Origin of the sequence: Burkholderia sp. SIMBA_051 (assembly GCF_046534915.1) — a bacterium.
Taxonomy (GTDB): domain Bacteria; phylum Pseudomonadota; class Gammaproteobacteria; order Burkholderiales; family Burkholderiaceae; genus Burkholderia; species Burkholderia ambifaria.
The window spans coordinates 417,651-431,506 of the sequence record NZ_JAWRXS010000002.1 but is presented as its reverse complement, the minus strand read 5'-3'; the positions used below and the strand labels follow the sequence as shown (position 1 = coordinate 431,506).

At 69.1% G+C, this 13,856-nt stretch carries 13 protein-coding genes; 8 read left to right on the top strand and 5 right to left on the bottom strand.

Annotation, left to right across the window (positions count from 1 at the left end; genetic code table 11):
* Positions 1-17 precede the first annotated feature (17 nt).
* The 3 genes from SB771_RS05955 to dacB form a co-directional block, all read right to left on the bottom strand.
* Positions 18-1,154 carry an SGNH/GDSL hydrolase family protein gene (locus SB771_RS05955; RefSeq protein ID WP_175705150.1) on the bottom strand — a complete coding sequence of 379 codons (1,137 nt, stop codon included), beginning with the start codon at positions 1,152-1,154 and terminating at the stop codon, positions 18-20.
* Between the two features lie 95 nt (positions 1,155-1,249).
* Positions 1,250-2,164, bottom strand: coding sequence for a sterol desaturase family protein (locus SB771_RS05950; protein WP_175660349.1), 915 nt, complete (start codon positions 2,162-2,164; stop codon positions 1,250-1,252).
* A gap of 246 nt (positions 2,165-2,410) precedes the next feature.
* Entirely contained in the window at positions 2,411-3,943 is a 1,533-nt protein-coding gene (dacB, locus tag SB771_RS05945; RefSeq protein ID WP_175660348.1) for a D-alanyl-D-alanine carboxypeptidase/D-alanyl-D-alanine-endopeptidase, read from the bottom strand.
* A 181-nt stretch (positions 3,944-4,124) separates the two neighbouring features.
* On the opposite strand from dacB, the gene SB771_RS05940 reads away from it, so the two are divergent.
* From SB771_RS05940 to SB771_RS05915, 6 genes are all read left to right on the top strand, one after another.
* A complete protein-coding gene (locus SB771_RS05940) occupies positions 4,125-4,787 on the top strand; it encodes a response regulator (RefSeq protein ID WP_034177105.1) in 663 nt (220 codons plus the stop codon).
* A gap of 3 nt (positions 4,788-4,790) precedes the next feature.
* The gene (locus tag SB771_RS05935) at positions 4,791-6,128 is read left to right on the top strand and encodes an ATP-binding protein (RefSeq protein WP_138847224.1); all 1,338 of its coding nucleotides are present in this window, start codon (positions 4,791-4,793) and stop codon (positions 6,126-6,128) included.
* Between the two features lie 143 nt (positions 6,129-6,271).
* Positions 6,272-7,756 (top strand): DegQ family serine endoprotease, encoded by a 1,485-nt coding sequence (locus tag SB771_RS05930; protein ID WP_011657805.1) that lies wholly within the window; start codon positions 6,272-6,274, stop codon positions 7,754-7,756.
* A gap of 94 nt (positions 7,757-7,850) precedes the next feature.
* Positions 7,851-8,297, top strand: a complete 447-nt coding sequence (locus SB771_RS05925) for a carboxypeptidase-like regulatory domain-containing protein (RefSeq protein ID WP_175660347.1) — start codon at positions 7,851-7,853, stop codon at positions 8,295-8,297.
* A gap of 136 nt (positions 8,298-8,433) precedes the next feature.
* Positions 8,434-8,793 carry a DUF427 domain-containing protein gene (locus tag SB771_RS05920; protein WP_175660346.1) on the top strand — a complete coding sequence of 120 codons (360 nt, stop codon included), beginning with the start codon at positions 8,434-8,436 and terminating at the stop codon, positions 8,791-8,793.
* A gap of 29 nt (positions 8,794-8,822) precedes the next feature.
* On the top strand, positions 8,823-9,530 hold the full coding sequence (locus tag SB771_RS05915; RefSeq protein ID WP_175660345.1) for a CoxG family protein: 708 nt from the start codon (positions 8,823-8,825) through the stop codon (positions 9,528-9,530).
* 54 nt (positions 9,531-9,584) lie between these two features.
* Here the strand turns inward: SB771_RS05915 and SB771_RS05910 are convergent, their stop codons facing one another.
* Complete coding sequence (locus SB771_RS05910) at positions 9,585-10,586, bottom strand: helix-turn-helix domain-containing protein (protein WP_175660344.1); 1,002 nt, start codon at positions 10,584-10,586, stop codon at positions 9,585-9,587.
* Positions 10,587-10,738: 152 nt separating this feature from the next.
* On the opposite strand from SB771_RS05910, the gene SB771_RS05905 reads away from it, so the two are divergent.
* A complete protein-coding gene (locus SB771_RS05905) occupies positions 10,739-11,392 on the top strand; it encodes a cysteine hydrolase family protein (RefSeq protein ID WP_175660343.1) in 654 nt (217 codons plus the stop codon).
* 120 nt (positions 11,393-11,512) lie between these two features.
* Here SB771_RS05905 and SB771_RS05900 read toward each other — a convergent pair whose 3' ends face one another.
* The gene (locus SB771_RS05900) at positions 11,513-12,154 is read right to left on the bottom strand and encodes a TetR family transcriptional regulator (protein WP_011657800.1); all 642 of its coding nucleotides are present in this window, start codon (positions 12,152-12,154) and stop codon (positions 11,513-11,515) included.
* A 397-nt stretch (positions 12,155-12,551) separates the two neighbouring features.
* Between SB771_RS05900 and SB771_RS05895 the strand changes: the two genes are divergently transcribed.
* Positions 12,552-13,853 carry an efflux RND transporter periplasmic adaptor subunit gene (locus SB771_RS05895; protein ID WP_175660342.1) on the top strand — a complete coding sequence of 434 codons (1,302 nt, stop codon included), beginning with the start codon at positions 12,552-12,554 and terminating at the stop codon, positions 13,851-13,853.
* Positions 13,854-13,856: the final 3 nt, after the last annotated feature.

The window sequence follows — 13,856 nt, the reverse complement described above, 5'->3', positions numbered from 1 at the left end:
AGCGCGTGGCGGGCGGCTTACTTGCCGACGCCCGATGCCGCGATCTGCTTCTCGACGAATTGCGAGAACAGCAGGTGCAGGCGCGTCGTCGGGTGGACCAGGTCGGCGAACATGTAGGTCTGGTCCGCGTTCGCGACCGTGTAGGTCTGCGGCGAGCAGAACAGCGACGAGCCGAATGCGGTCGCGTTCGCGACGCCGAACTGGGTGGCCGCCGCGACCATCGCCTTCAGGTTGCACCCGGTGTCGGTGTTCGACACCGCGAAGCCGTTCGCCTGGTAGTTGGCCGCGACGCCGTCCTGCCACGTGAACGTGTCGAGCAGCGCGTACTTGGTCTTGTCGACCTTCAGCGCTGCCAGCGTGCCGGCGAGCGTCTGGTTGAACAGCCCCGACAGTTGCGTGAACACGGCCTGCGTGCCGCCTTGCAGCGCGAGCGGCGTGCCGCCGATGTCCGGCACGTTCGACACGAATACGTGCGTCGCGCCTGCCGCGACGATCTGCTGGACGATGCCGCCGAGCTGCTGCGCGGCCAGGCCGATCGCCTGCGCCGCCGCAAGCTGGGCGGCCGGCGTGTTGCCTTGCGCCTGCGCGACCTGCGCCTGGTAGAAGATGTCGTTCGCGCCGCCGTTGACCAGCACGATCTGCCCTGAGTTGAAGCTGCCGTGCTGCGTCAGGTACTGCTTGACCTGATCGGCGATCGGCGTCGTCGTGGCCTGCGCGTAGTCGGCGTTCGGCACGCTGGCGTCCGCATGGCCGATGCCCGGCTGCAGCGTCACGCGCGAGCCGCCCTGTGCATAGCCGAGGCCGCCGGTCGCCTGCAGCGGGATGCCGAAGCCGCCCTGGTTCGCGGGCTGCAGCGTGTCGCCGTAGTACTGCGCGACGTTCTGCGTCCACACCTGGCCGGGGTTGGTCGTGAAGCGGCCGCCGCCGAAGCCGAGCTTGATCTGCGAGTAGGTGCCGGCGTCCGACAGGCTGTCGCCGAACGACACGATCTGCATTTTCACGCCGGACGGCGGCGTGGTCGACGCGCTGTTGTTGTTGTCGTCACCGCCGCCGCATGCGGCGAGCAGGGCGAGCGCGGCGCCCGCGATCGCGACCTGTGCGGTGCGCAGCATGCGCCGCCGAATGCGGGAAGGTGCGTGTTGTCGTGATTGCATCGTTCTATCTCCTCGTAGATATGGCCTGATGTATTTCTCATCTGCCGCGTGCCTGCCCGGTTCCGGGCTGCGCGGCGGCCGTTGGCTGAAACGGTTTATTGGTCACGCGCAGCCGCAAGCGGCACGGCGCGCGGATCCTGGTTCGCGGCCTCTGCAATCTGCGCATGATAAGCGCTCGCCCATTCGGGCGGGCCGAAAATCGCGCGCAGCTTGTTGCGCCAGCCGTCGATGCGCAACGCGTCGGCGGCCATCGACACCCACTCGTGGAACGTCGCGACGAGCGGGTTGTTCGAGCCGAGCGGCTCGACGATTCCATAGCGCGGCGGATCGTCGGGCGACTCCTCGACGTAGCTGCCGAACAGGCGATCCCAGATCACGAGCACACCTGCGTAGTTGCGGTCGATGTAGCGCGGGTTGCGGGCATGGTGCGCGCGATGGATCGACGGCGTGTTGAGCACGTATTCGAGCCAGCCGAGCTTGCCGATCGCCTGCGTGTGCACGAAGAACTGGAACGCGAGGTTGATCAGCACGACGCCGACGATCTGCTGCGGCGGAAAGCCGACGAACGCGAGCGGCAGCCAGAACACCCACATGCCCGCGACGGGATACATCAGGCTCTGCCGGAACGCGGTCGAGAAATTCATCCGCTCGGACGAGTGGTGCACGACGTGCGCGGCCCACAGCCAGCGCACGCGATGGCTCGCGCGATGGAACACGTAGTAGAGGAAGTCCTGGCCGATGAACAGCACGGCGAACGACAGCCAGCCGTCGTGCCACGTGAACAGCCGGAAATGTGCGTAGCAGTACGCATAAACGGGGATCACGAACAGCCACGCGAGCTTGTCGGCGCCCTGGTGCATCAGCGCGAGCGCCGCGTTGCACAGCGTGTCGCGCCACGCATAGACACGGTCCTGCGCACGCGTGCGGGCGAGGTGCCAGGCCTCCCACGCGATGCAGAGCAGGAAGACGGGCGCCAGCGCGAGCAGAAGCAATTCGACGTCGAATCGCATGGACGTGTCTCCTCCTTTCCCCTGCAAGCCGTGAGGCCGGGCCTATGGCCCGTTCTAGATATCGGTCAGGCCAACAGCCTACGCAATCGCCACGCGCTAGGCGAGGGGGCAGCGTAGAGGGTTCCCTCTGAGGACAGGGTTTCTACGGAAATCCATGTGCAACGGGGCCGCGCGGTGCGGCCCCGTTTTGTGGCGCGATGTGCCGGCGGTGCGTGGGTGGGCCGCGTCGCGGCGCGCGTCGTCCCGTCAGTGCGCGCCCGCGTAGATCCATTCGAGCAGCGTGTCGTGCGCGGCGCGCGCGGCTTCCGCGTGATCGTCGTTGATGAAACTGACGACGACGTAGCTCTGGCCATCCGCGCCCGCGACGTAGCCCGCGATCGCGCGCACGTCGCGCAGCGTGCCCGTCTTGATGTGCGCGTTGCCGAGCACGCCGGCGTTGGTCAGGCGGTTCTTCATCGTGCCGTCGATGCCGGCGACCGGCAGCGAATCGACGAACGCCTGCGCGACCGGGCTCGCGTTCGCGGCCTGCAGCAGCGCGGCGAGCGACAGCGCGCTCACGTGCTCGTCGCGCGACAGGCCCGAGCCGTTCTCGAGCGCGAGGTCGGGCATCGCGATCCCGCTCTTGCGCAGGAATGCCTGAATCGCGCGGCTCGACTGCTCGGGTGTCGCGGGCGGCTTGCCGGCGACCGCGCCGATCGTCAGGAACAGGTTGCGCGCCATCACGTTGTTGCTGAACTTGTTGATGTCGTAGACGATGCTGCCGAGCACCGGGCTGTGATGGACGGCGAGCGGGCGCGCGGTGGTGGGCACCTTGCCTTCGCTGACCGGGCCCGCGATCGTGCCGCCGTCCTGCTGCCACAGCGCGAGGAAGCCGCGCGAGAAGAACGTCGTGTGATCGAGGATCGCGAGATTGGTCGTGCGCGCGCCGCAGCGCAGCGGATAGTCGCCGGCGAACGACGCGGTCATGATCCCGCTGCCGGCCGTCAGCGTCGGACGCGCGGCCGCGGCCGCCGCGCCGCACGATCCGCTGCCTTCGTACAGCTGGTTGTCGATCGACAGGTTCGCGAGCGGCGGCAGCACATCGACGGCGATCTTGCCGTCGTCGCCCGGCGTCACCGTGAACGACACGGCCTTGAACGCGTACAGCAGCGGATCGGGGCCGACGTTGTACGGTGCGCTCACGTCGTCGTCGAACGACGGCAGGTCGCGCGTCGACGCGGCGAAATAGCTCTTGTCGAGCACGAGGCTGCCGGCCACGCGCTTGACGCCCGCCTTGCGGAGCTTGTCGACGAGGTCGATCAGCTCCTCGGGCACGAGCTTCGGATCGCCGGTGCCCTTGATGTACAGGTTGCCTTGCAGCGTGCCGTCCGGATCGACCGGGCCGTCCGCATACGCGGTGGTGCGCCAGCGGAAGTCGGGGCCGAGGATCGACAGGCCCGAGAAGGTCGTGACGAGCTTCATCGTCGACGCCGGCAGCATCGGCCGGTTCGCGTTCCATTCGATCAGCGGCTCGGGATCGCCGACGCGCTCGACGACGACGCTCATCGCCGATGCCGGCACCTTCGCGCGCTGCAGCGCGACGAGCACGGACGCCGGCAGGCCGGCCGCGCGCGCGGCGGGCGACACGACGGCGGTCTTGCGGGCTTCCTTGTGGAGCTTCTTGCGGGCCTGCGCGGAAGGTGCGAACGCAAGGGCCGTGCAGGTGGCGACGACGGCGGCCGTACGCAGGCAGACGCGGGCGCGGGGTGCGAACCGGGCGGAGAGATCGGAAATCGGCATGGGCGAATACGGGAAATGCAGGGGTTCGGGCAGGGCGCGCGGCGCGCCGGAGCGCACATTGTAGAGACAAGTGCGCACACGCTCCTTGCAATCCGCCTTTCTGTTGCATTGCAGGCGGCGCACGCGATTCGCGGCGCTACAATGGTCGCCATGTTGACTCGCCCCATGGGTTCCGGTTCCGATGCGGATTCTCCTCGTTGAAGACGATCGAATGATTGCCGAAGGCGTACGCAAGGCCTTGCGCGCCGACGGCTTCGCGGTCGACTGGGTGCAGGACGGCGACGCCGCGCTCACGGCGCTCGGCGGCGAGGCGTACGACCTGCTGCTGCTCGATCTCGGCCTGCCGAAGCGCGACGGCATCGACGTGCTGCGCACGCTGCGCGCGCGCGGGCAGTCGCTGCCGGTGCTGATCGTCACCGCGCGCGATGCGGTCGCCGATCGCGTGAAAGGGCTCGACGCGGGTGCCGACGACTACCTCGTCAAGCCGTTCGACCTCGACGAACTGGGTGCGCGGATGCGCGCGCTGATCCGCCGCCAGGCCGGGCGCAGCGAGTCGCTGATCCGCCACGGCGCGCTGACGCTCGATCCCGCGTCGCATCAGGTGACGCTCGACGGCGCGCCCGTCGCGCTGTCCGCGCGCGAGTTCGCGCTGCTCCAGGCGCTGCTGGCGCGGCCCGGCGCGGTGCTGTCGAAGAGCCAGCTCGAGGAGAAGATGTACGGCTGGGGCGAGGAGATCGGCAGCAACACGGTCGAGGTCTACATCCACGCGCTGCGCAAGAAGCTCGGTTCGGACCTGATCCGCAACGTGCGCGGGCTCGGCTACATGGTCGTCAAGGAAAGCTGACGCGTGAGGTCGATTCGTCATCAATTGCTGATCTGGCTGCTCGCGATCGTCGTCGCGGGCGTGGGCCTCGCGGGCTGGCTGATCTACCGCCAGGCGCTCGCCGAAGCGAACGAGCTGTTCGACTACCAGCTGCAGGAAATCGCCGCGGCGCTGCCGTCCGAGCCGTTCTCGCAGGTGTTCGGCTCGCGCACCAACGGCGACGAAGGCATCGTGATCCAGATCTGGAATCGCAACGGCGTGCTGATGTACTTCTCGCATCCGCGCGCGCCGATCGCGCCGCGCGCGGAGCTCGGCTTCTCGACCGAGCGCACCGATCGCGGCGAATGGCGCGTGTATGGCGCGATCGTCGGCGACAACGTCGTGCAGCTCGCGCAGCCGCTGTCGGTGCGCAACCGGCTCGCGGCGAACGTCGCGCTGCGCACGCTGTGGCCGCTGATCGTGCTGCTGCCGTTCCTCGGCGCGGCGGTCTGGATGATCGTCGGGCGCGGGCTCGCGCCGCTCGCCCGCGTGACGCGCGCGGTCGAGGCGCGTCGGCCGGAAGCGCTCGATCCCTTGCACGATGCGGGCCTGCCGCTCGAGGTGCAGCCGCTCGTGCGCGCGCTGAACGGGCTGCTCGCGCGGCTGTCGGCGGCGCTCGACACGCAGAAGGCCTTCGTCGCCGATGCCGCGCACGAACTGCGCACGCCGCTCGCGGCTGTGCAGATCCAGGCGCAGCTCGTCGCCCGCGCGAAGGACGATACCTCGCGTCGCGAGGCGATTGCAGATCTCCAGGACGGCGTGTCGCGCGCGACGCGTCTCACCGAGCAGTTGCTCGCGCTCGCGCGTGCCGAACCGGACGGCGCGACGATGCGCGAGCCGGTCGATCTGCAGGCGCTGCTCGTCGAATGCGTGGCCGCGCATGCGCCGCTCGCGCAGCGGCATCACATCGATCTCGGCTTCGAGGAGAGTTCCGCGGCGACCGTCGTCGCGGACGTCGGCGCGCTGCGCGTGATGTTCGGCAACCTGCTCGACAACGCGGTGAAGTACACGCCCGACGGCGGCCGCATCGACGTGTCGCTGACGCGCGACGCGGCCGGCCGCGCGTGCGTGCAGATCGGCGACAGCGGGCCCGGCATCCCGGCCGACGAGCGCGAGCGCGTGTTCGACCGCTTCTACCGCGACAGCTCCGCGCGGGCGCGCGCCGACGTGTCGGGCAGCGGGCTCGGGCTCGCGATCGTCAAGCGCGTGGCGGCGCAGCAGGGCGCGACGGTGTCGCTCGGCGACGCGGCCGCGGGCGGCCTGCTCGTGAGCGTCGTGTTCGGCGACGCCGAGATGCCGGCGCAGGCTTCCGAATCCGCATGATGCAAGGCGCCGCGCGGGCGCCGGCGGTGGGCGGCGCGAGTCCGTCATCCGCGTGAACCGGGTCTAGGCCTCGCTCGAGGTCGATTAAGCCTCCTTTAAGTCAGGGTCGTTACGCTGCGTCCTAACAAAGAGGAGGTCCTACGATGAACACTCGATTCCTTGCGCGCGGCGCCGTCGCGGTCGCCGTGGCGGCCGCCCTGTCCGCCGGCTATGTCGCGGGCACCCGCCACGCCGATCCGCAGATCATCACGCCCGCGCAGGCCGCTGCGCTGATGCCGGCCGAGGCCGCGGCGAAGACGGGCATTCCCGATTTCTCCGGGCTCGTCGAAACCTACGGCCCGGCGGTCGTGAACATCAGCGCGAAGCACGTCGTGAAGCAGGTGTCGCGACGCGTGCAGCAGCCGCAACTGCCGATGGATCCGAGCGATCCGTTCTACCAGTTCTTCAAGCACTTCTACGGCCAGGTGCCGGGCATGGGCGGCGACGCGCAGCCGGACGACCAGCCGAGCGCGAGCCTCGGTTCGGGCTTCATCGTCAGCGCCGACGGGTACATCCTCACGAACGCGCACGTGATCGACGGCGCGAACGTCGTCACGGTCAAGCTGACCGACAAGCGCGAGTACAAGGCGAAGGTCGTCGGCTCCGACAAGCAGTCCGACGTCGCGGTGCTGAAGATCGACGCGAGCGGCCTGCCGACCGTGAAGATCGGCGACCCGGGCCAGAGCAAGGTCGGCCAGTGGGTCGTCGCGATCGGCTCGCCGTACGGCTTCGACAACACGGTCACGTCCGGCATCATCAGCGCGAAATCGCGCGCGCTGCCCGACGAGAACTACACGCCGTTCATCCAGACCGACGTGCCGGTGAACCCCGGCAACTCGGGCGGTCCGCTGTTCAACCTGCAGGGCGAGGTAATCGGCATCAACTCGATGATCTACTCGCAGACGGGCGGCTTCCAGGGCCTGTCGTTCGCAATCCCGATCAACGAGGCGATCAAGGTCAAGGACGAACTCGTGAAGACCGGCCACGTGAGCCGCGGCCGCCTCGGCGTCGCCGTGCAGGGGCTGAACCAGACGCTCGCGAGCTCGTTCGGACTGCAGAAGCCGGACGGCGCGCTCGTCAGCTCGGTCGACCCGAACGGCCCGGCCGCGAAGGCCGGCCTGCAGCCGGGGGACGTGATCCTCGGGGTGAACGGCTCGCCGGTGGCCGACTCCACGTCGCTGCCCGCGCAGATCGCGAATCTGAAGCCGGGCTCGAAGGCCGACCTGCAGGTGTGGCGCGACAAGTCGAAGAAGACGATCAGCGTGACGCTCGGCGCGATGACCGACGCGAAGCTGGCGTCGAACGACGGCGGCCCGGTCGAGCAAGGGCGCCTCGGCGTCGCGGTGCGGCCGCTCACGCCGCAGGAGCGCAGCGCCACCAACCTGTCGCACGGGCTGATCGTCCAGCAGGCCGGCGGGCCGGCTGCGACCGCGGGCATCCAGCCCGGCGACGTGATCCTCGCGGTCAACGGCCGCCCGGTCACGAGCGCCGAGCAATTGCGCGAGGCGGTCAAGGGAGCGGGCAACAGTCTTGCTCTCCTGATTCAGCGCGATAATGCACAGATCTTCGTGCCGGTCGACCTGAGCTGACCGGCGGCCGTTGCGGGCCGGCTTCGCCGGCCCTCGCGGGCGCTGCCGGCGTTCGGCCCCGTGGTGCTGTGTTCCGACCCGAAAGGAGAGAGCCATGCAATATCTACGCAACGTGTCCCGAATTGCCGCCGCCGCGGCACTGGCCGCCGGCCTCGTCGGCGCCGCGCCCGGCGCCTACGCGCAATCGGAGGCCTCGGACGGCTTGCCCGCAGCGAGCCAGCAGGGCGATGTCAGCTACGTATCGGGCGGCATCGGCAAGGATCAATCGACGGCATTCGAGCGAAGCGAAGCGGCGTGGCCGCTGGCACTGCGTTTCACCGGCCAGGGCGGCGAATTCCTGGCCGACGTCCATGTGCGGATCGTCGATGCCAAGGGCACCGAAGTGCTGAAGACGGACGCACGCGGGCCGTACATGCTCGTGAAAGTGCCGCCGGGCCGCTACACCGTTCACGCGTCGTACCAGGGCAGCGACGAATCGCGCGCGGTCACGGTCGGGGCGAAGGGCGGCGCGAAGGCCGCGTTCCGGTGGAATACGCAATAGCGGATTGCGCGGGCCCGGTCCGGTCGCGCAATCGGGTGCAGTTTCGCCCATAATGAGAGCCACGGCCCCTGTGCCGTGGCTTTTTCGTTTCCTGCACCCGGCTTGCCCGCCGGGGCCGCCGCCCGGAGAAGAAACGATGTCCGATGCCGCCGACCCTCGCCTAGAAATCGTGCCGAACCGCCATCGCGTGCGCGTGATCCATCGCGGGATCACGTACGCCGACTCGCAGGGCGCACTGACCGTGCGCGAAACGGGCCTCCCGGACATCCATTACCTGCCGCGCGGCGACGTCAACATGCACCGGCTCGTGAAGTCGAGCGTCACGACGGCGTGTCCGCTGCGGGGCCAGGCCGTGTATTTCCACCTGCAGACCGAAGACGGCGTGATCGAGAACGCCGCGTGGAGTTACGAGGAACCGGGGGAGGCCGCGTCCGCGCTCGCGCACTACGTCGCCTTCGATGTCGCACGGGTCGACAATCTCATCGAGACGTCCTGAGACGGCGTGGGTTCATCGGGGGAGGCATCATGGAACTGACCGACACGTTACGCGTACCGCTCGCGCCGGGTGTCGTGCGGGAGGCGCTCGAGGATCTCGCGTTGCTGCGGGCGAGCTTCGATCATTGCGAATCGTTCGTGAAGCTCGCGCATGGCGAGTTCGCGCTGACGATCACGGTCCCGCTCGGCCCGCTGCGTGCGCGCTACGACGTGCGTGCGCATTCGGCGAGCGAGCAGGGCGACGCGGAAGGGCAGCCGCGCCGCGTGCTGAACTTCAAGGCGCGGGCCGATGGCCTCGGCGCGCTGCGCGGGCAGGTCGAGCTCGTGCTGCTGCCGGACGACGACGAGGCCGCGACGCGCATCGAATACGTGGTGTGGGCGACGGCGAGCGGGCCGCTCGCCGAGCTGCCGGCGCGGCAGATCGAGAATGCGCTGCACGAGTGGACCGACGATTTCTTCCGCGAATTCTGCGCGGTCGTGCAGGCGAAGCACGGCCTCGTGCCGAACCGCGCGCGCTCGAGCCCGGCGCGTCGCCAGCATGTGTTCCTGCGGCCTGCGTCGCTGATGGCCGCGGCGAAGCGTCCGCTGCCGTCGCACCTCGGCGGCGCGCTGAGCGGCCGCGCGGCGAGCGCCATTCATCATCGCGAATCCGGCCCGCTGCCCGTCTGGGCGTGGGCGGCGATCATCGTGTTCGTCGCGTTGCTGCTGTATGCGGCGCGCTGGATCAACGGCGCGTGAGCGGCCGCGTCCGCTAGCCAGTCGCCCGGCCGAGCACCGGCAGCGGCGCCTAGGCTAGCGTCGCGCGTCGGGCCCCGCGCCGCGAAATTCCCTCCGATAGGCCGACGGCGACGTGCCGAGCGCGCCCGCGAAATGCTGGCGCAGCGACACGCTCGACCCGTAGCCGGCTGCCTGCGCGATCGCGTCGATCGATTGTCCGGTGGTTTCCAGCAGATGCTGCGCACGCGTGAGCCGCTCGGCCTGCAGCCACGCGGTGACGGTCATGCCCGTCGCCTGGCGGAAGTGGCGCGTGAACGTGCGCCGGCTCATCAGCACGCGTTCGGCGAGCGAATCCACATTGTGCGCGACGTCGAGATGCGCGCGCACCCAGTCGAGCAGGCCGGCGAGCCGCGCGTCGCGCGGATGCGCGGCGACCGGCTGCGGCACGTACTGCGCCTGTCCGCCCTGGCGGTGCGGCGGGATCACGAGGCGGCGCGCGATCTGGTTCGCGGCGTCCGAGCCGAAGCGCCGCCGCACCACGTGCAGGCAGCAGTCGAGCCCCGCGGCCGTGCCGGCCGACGTCATCAGGTTGCCGTCGTCGACGTACAGCACGTCGGGGTCGAGCTTCACGCGCGGAAAGCGCTGCGCGAAGTCGTCGGCCCACGCCCAGTGCGTGGTGGCCGGGCGCCCGTCGAGCAGCCCGGCCGCGGCGAGCACGTACGCGCCGAGGCACAGGCCGACGACCTGCGCGCCGCGCGCGGCCGCCGCGCGTACTGCGGCGACCAGCACGTCCGGCGGCGCTTCGGCCGGGTCGCGCCATGCGGGCACGATGACGATGTCCGCGTCGTCGAGTGCGTCGAGCCCGTGCGGCGCGGTGATCGTGAAGCCGCCCGTCGTCGACAGCGGGCCGCGCTCGGCCGAGCACACGCGGAACTCGAACGCGGGCGCCGCGGCCGCATCGCGCTCCCTGCCGAACACGACGGACGGCACCGACAGGTGGAACGGGCTGATGCCGTCGTACGCGATCACGGCGACGATGGTCGGGGCGGGGGCAACGGACGACGCAGCGGCGCGCATGACGGGCTCCGGAATGGCGATGGCCCGATTCTATCGAAGAATGGCTATCGGGCCACTGTCGGCAAGCGCGATGCGATCCGACAATGCATCGCATCGCGCTGCTGTCCGCCCCGTTCCGGAGCGGGGCGGCGCGGCCGAACCCGGAGCCTGCCATGTCGAACGCCGTATCGCCTTCCGCTTCCCGCCGTGCCCTGATCGTGATCGATGTCCAGAACGAATACGTGACGGGCAACCTGCCGATCGAGTATCCGCGCATCGACACATCGCTCGCGAACATCGGCCGCGCGATCGACGCCGCGCATGCGGCCGGCGTGCCCGTGATTGTCGTCCAGCACGTCGCGCCGGCGGGGGCGCCGATCTTCGCGCCCGGCACGGACGGCGTCGCGCTGCATCCGGTCGTCGCCGACCGCCCGCATGCGCACCTGATCGTGAAGGCGCAGGCCAGCGCGTTCGCCGGCACCGATCTCGCCGCGTGGCTCGACGCGCACGGCATCGACACGCTGTCGGTCACCGGCTACATGACGCACAACTGCAATGCGGCGACGGTCTATCACGCGGCGCATGCGGGGCTCGCCGTCGAGTACCTGACGGACGCGACCGGCGCGTTGCCGTACGAGAACGAAGCGGGCGCGGTGAGCGCCGAGGAGATTCACCGCGCGTACACGGTGGTGTTCCAGTCGAATTTCGCGGCCGTGATGTCGACCGATGCATGGATCGCGGGACTCGGCGGCGCGGCGATGCCGACGCGCGATTCGGTGGCCGCGTCGAACCGGCGGGCCCGCGCGCAACGCGCGAAGGCGGCCTGACAAGCGCGGGGGAAAGTAGAGGAATCGCTCGGGCGGCGCGGGACTGCCGCCCGCGCTTGGCCGGATCGCCCGGCCGAGCACGATGAAACGGCGCACGTCGCGCCGTCGGCGGGGCGCCCGTCAGTCGCCCGTCTTCAGCATCGCCGGGCTGTAGCGCAGCATGTCGAAGCAGCCGTCGACGAGTTTTTCCGCATGCTGCTCGGCGTCGATTTCGTCGGGCAGCATCAGCATGTCGCGCACGAAACCGCTGACGAGCGTGTGCAGCATCAGCGTCGCGCGCCACGTGTCGAGCCGCTCGGGCAGCAGCTTGAGCCGGACGGCGACCGCGAGATCGGCATCGATCGCGTGCAGCGCCTCGCTCATCCCCGCGCGGTTGCGCTGCAGCAGCGGCTCCATGTCCGCGACGTATTCGCACTTCATGAACAGGATGCTGAACACGCGTCGCAACTGCGAGTCGCGCTGCACGCCGAGCAGGCACCAGATCAGAATCTTGCGAATCGTGTCGAGCGGATTGCCGCCGGGCGCGTCGTGCGGCATCCGCTTGAGCTCGTCGATCGGCAGGAACACGCGGTCGAACATCGCATCGAACAGCTCGCTCTTGTTCGCGAAATGCCAGTAGATCGCGCCGCGCGTCACGCCGGCGTGCTGGGCGATGTCCGCGAGCGACGTGTGCGACACGCCCTTCTCGAAGAACACGTGCTCGGCGGCATCGAGAATGCGGTTGCGCGTCTCGAGCGCCTCCTCCTTGGTACGTCTGACCATGTGCAGGCCTGAATGGAACGATCGTAGGTGAATATAGGGTCTGCAACCCTCGTCGCCGTCTCCGGGAGCCTCTATGCTCTCGATTGGAAATAATTCGTAAGATTGGGCGGGTCGCGACGGGCGATCGGGCTTTTTACATACATTCGTGAATGTATATACAATACCACCCTACGATCGAATGACCCAAGTGGCAATCAGTTAATATCCCACTCTGCTGATTCCCGCCAAAGCACCATCCGCAGTTCGCGGCATCTCGTCGGCATGGAGGTCTCGTGCCGACTTGCTGTATCCAGCAGTCCCGTAATTCAGGTGTTCGATCTGCGCCGCGAGGCGCATCCGTGTTGCGCTCCCGCGGGGCGCTGCACTCATTCCATTGGTTACAAACAGAGGTCGCTCCATGCGCGTCGAACGGGTTCCATACCGCTTGATCACTGTCGCGGCAGCCGCGGTTTTCCTGGCTGCCTGCGGAAAAAAAGAATCGGCACCGCCGCCGCAAACGCCGGAAGTCGGTGTCGTCACCGTCCAGCCGCAAGCCGTCCCGGTCTTCACCGAACTGCCGGGCCGCACCAGCGCCTTCCTCGTCGCGCAAGTGCGCGCACGGGTCGACGGCATCGTGCTGCGCCGTGAATTCACCGAAGGCGGCGACGTCAAGGCCGGCCAGCGCCTCTACAAGATCGACCCGGCACCGTACATCGCTCAGCTGAACAGCGCGAAGGCGACGCTCGCGAAGGCGCAGGCGAACCTCGTCACGCAGAACGCGCTCGTCGCGCGCTACAAGGTGCTGGTGGCCGCGAACGCGGTCAGCAAGCAGGAATACGACAACGCGGTGGCCACGCAAGGCCAGGCCGCGGCGGACGTCGCGGCCGGCAAGGCAGCGGTCGATACCGCGCAGATCAACCTCGGCTATACGGACGTCGTGTCGCCGATCACCGGCCGCGTCGGCATTTCGCAAGTCACGCCGGGCGCCTACGTGCAGGCGAGCCAGGCGACGCTGATGTCGACGGTGCAGCAGCTCGATCCGGTCTATGTCGACCTGACGCAGTCGAGCCTCGAGGGGCTGAAGCTGCGCCAGGACGTGCAAAGCGGTCGCCTGAAGACGAGCGGCCCGGGCGCGGCGAAGGTGTCGCTGATCCTGGAGGACGGCAAGACCTATTCGGACGCCGGCAAGCTGCAGTTCTCCGACGTCACGGTCGACCAGACGACGGGCTCGGTGACGATCCGCGCGGTGTTCCCGAACCCGGGCCGCGTGCTGCTGCCGGGGATGTTCGTGCGCGCACGGATCGAGGAAGGCGTGAACGAGAACGCGTACCTGGTGCCGCAGATCGGCGTCACGCATGACGCGAAGGGCCAGGCGGTCGCGCTCGTCGTGAACGCGAGCAACAAGGTCGAGCCGCGTCCGCTGAAGACGACCGGCATGCAAGGTCAGAACTGGATCGTCGAAGGTGGCCTGCAAGCGGGCGACCGCGTGATCGTGCAGGGCGTCGAGAAGGTTCGTCCGGGCGCGACGGTGAAGTCGGTCGCCGCGCAGTTGCCGGCCGCCGACGCCGCATCGGGTGCGGCCGCATCCGCCGCGCCGGCCGCCGCCGCTGCCTCGGGCGCCGCCGCCTCGGGCGCTGCTGCCTCGGGTGCCGCAGCATCGGGCGCCGCCGCATCGGGTGCAGCGCCGGCGAGCGCCGCCGCTGCTTCGAGCGCGAAATAACAG

Excerpts from the sequence above, each read along its gene's own strand:
- SB771_RS05915 (WP_175660345.1), top strand. The coding sequence starts at position 8,823 with ATGGAACTGACCGACACGTTACGCGTACCGCTCGCGCCGGGTGTCGTG.
- SB771_RS05910 (WP_175660344.1), bottom strand. The coding sequence starts at position 10,586 with ATGCGCGCCGCTGCGTCGTCCGTTGCCCCCGCCCCGACCATCGTCGCC.
- SB771_RS05940 (WP_034177105.1), top strand. The coding sequence starts at position 4,125 with ATGCGGATTCTCCTCGTTGAAGACGATCGAATGATTGCCGAAGGCGTA.
- SB771_RS05955 (WP_175705150.1), bottom strand. The coding sequence starts at position 1,154 with ATGCAATCACGACAACACGCACCTTCCCGCATTCGGCGGCGCATGCTG.
- SB771_RS05930 (WP_011657805.1), top strand. The coding sequence starts at position 6,272 with ATGAACACTCGATTCCTTGCGCGCGGCGCCGTCGCGGTCGCCGTGGCG.
- SB771_RS05950 (WP_175660349.1), bottom strand. The coding sequence starts at position 2,164 with ATGCGATTCGACGTCGAATTGCTTCTGCTCGCGCTGGCGCCCGTCTTC.
- SB771_RS05900 (WP_011657800.1), bottom strand. The coding sequence starts at position 12,154 with ATGGTCAGACGTACCAAGGAGGAGGCGCTCGAGACGCGCAACCGCATT.
- SB771_RS05925 (WP_175660347.1), top strand. The coding sequence starts at position 7,851 with ATGCAATATCTACGCAACGTGTCCCGAATTGCCGCCGCCGCGGCACTG.
- SB771_RS05895 (WP_175660342.1), top strand. The coding sequence starts at position 12,552 with ATGCGCGTCGAACGGGTTCCATACCGCTTGATCACTGTCGCGGCAGCC.
- dacB (WP_175660348.1), bottom strand. The coding sequence starts at position 3,943 with ATGCCGATTTCCGATCTCTCCGCCCGGTTCGCACCCCGCGCCCGCGTC.
- SB771_RS05920 (WP_175660346.1), top strand. The coding sequence starts at position 8,434 with ATGTCCGATGCCGCCGACCCTCGCCTAGAAATCGTGCCGAACCGCCAT.
- SB771_RS05905 (WP_175660343.1), top strand. The coding sequence starts at position 10,739 with ATGTCGAACGCCGTATCGCCTTCCGCTTCCCGCCGTGCCCTGATCGTG.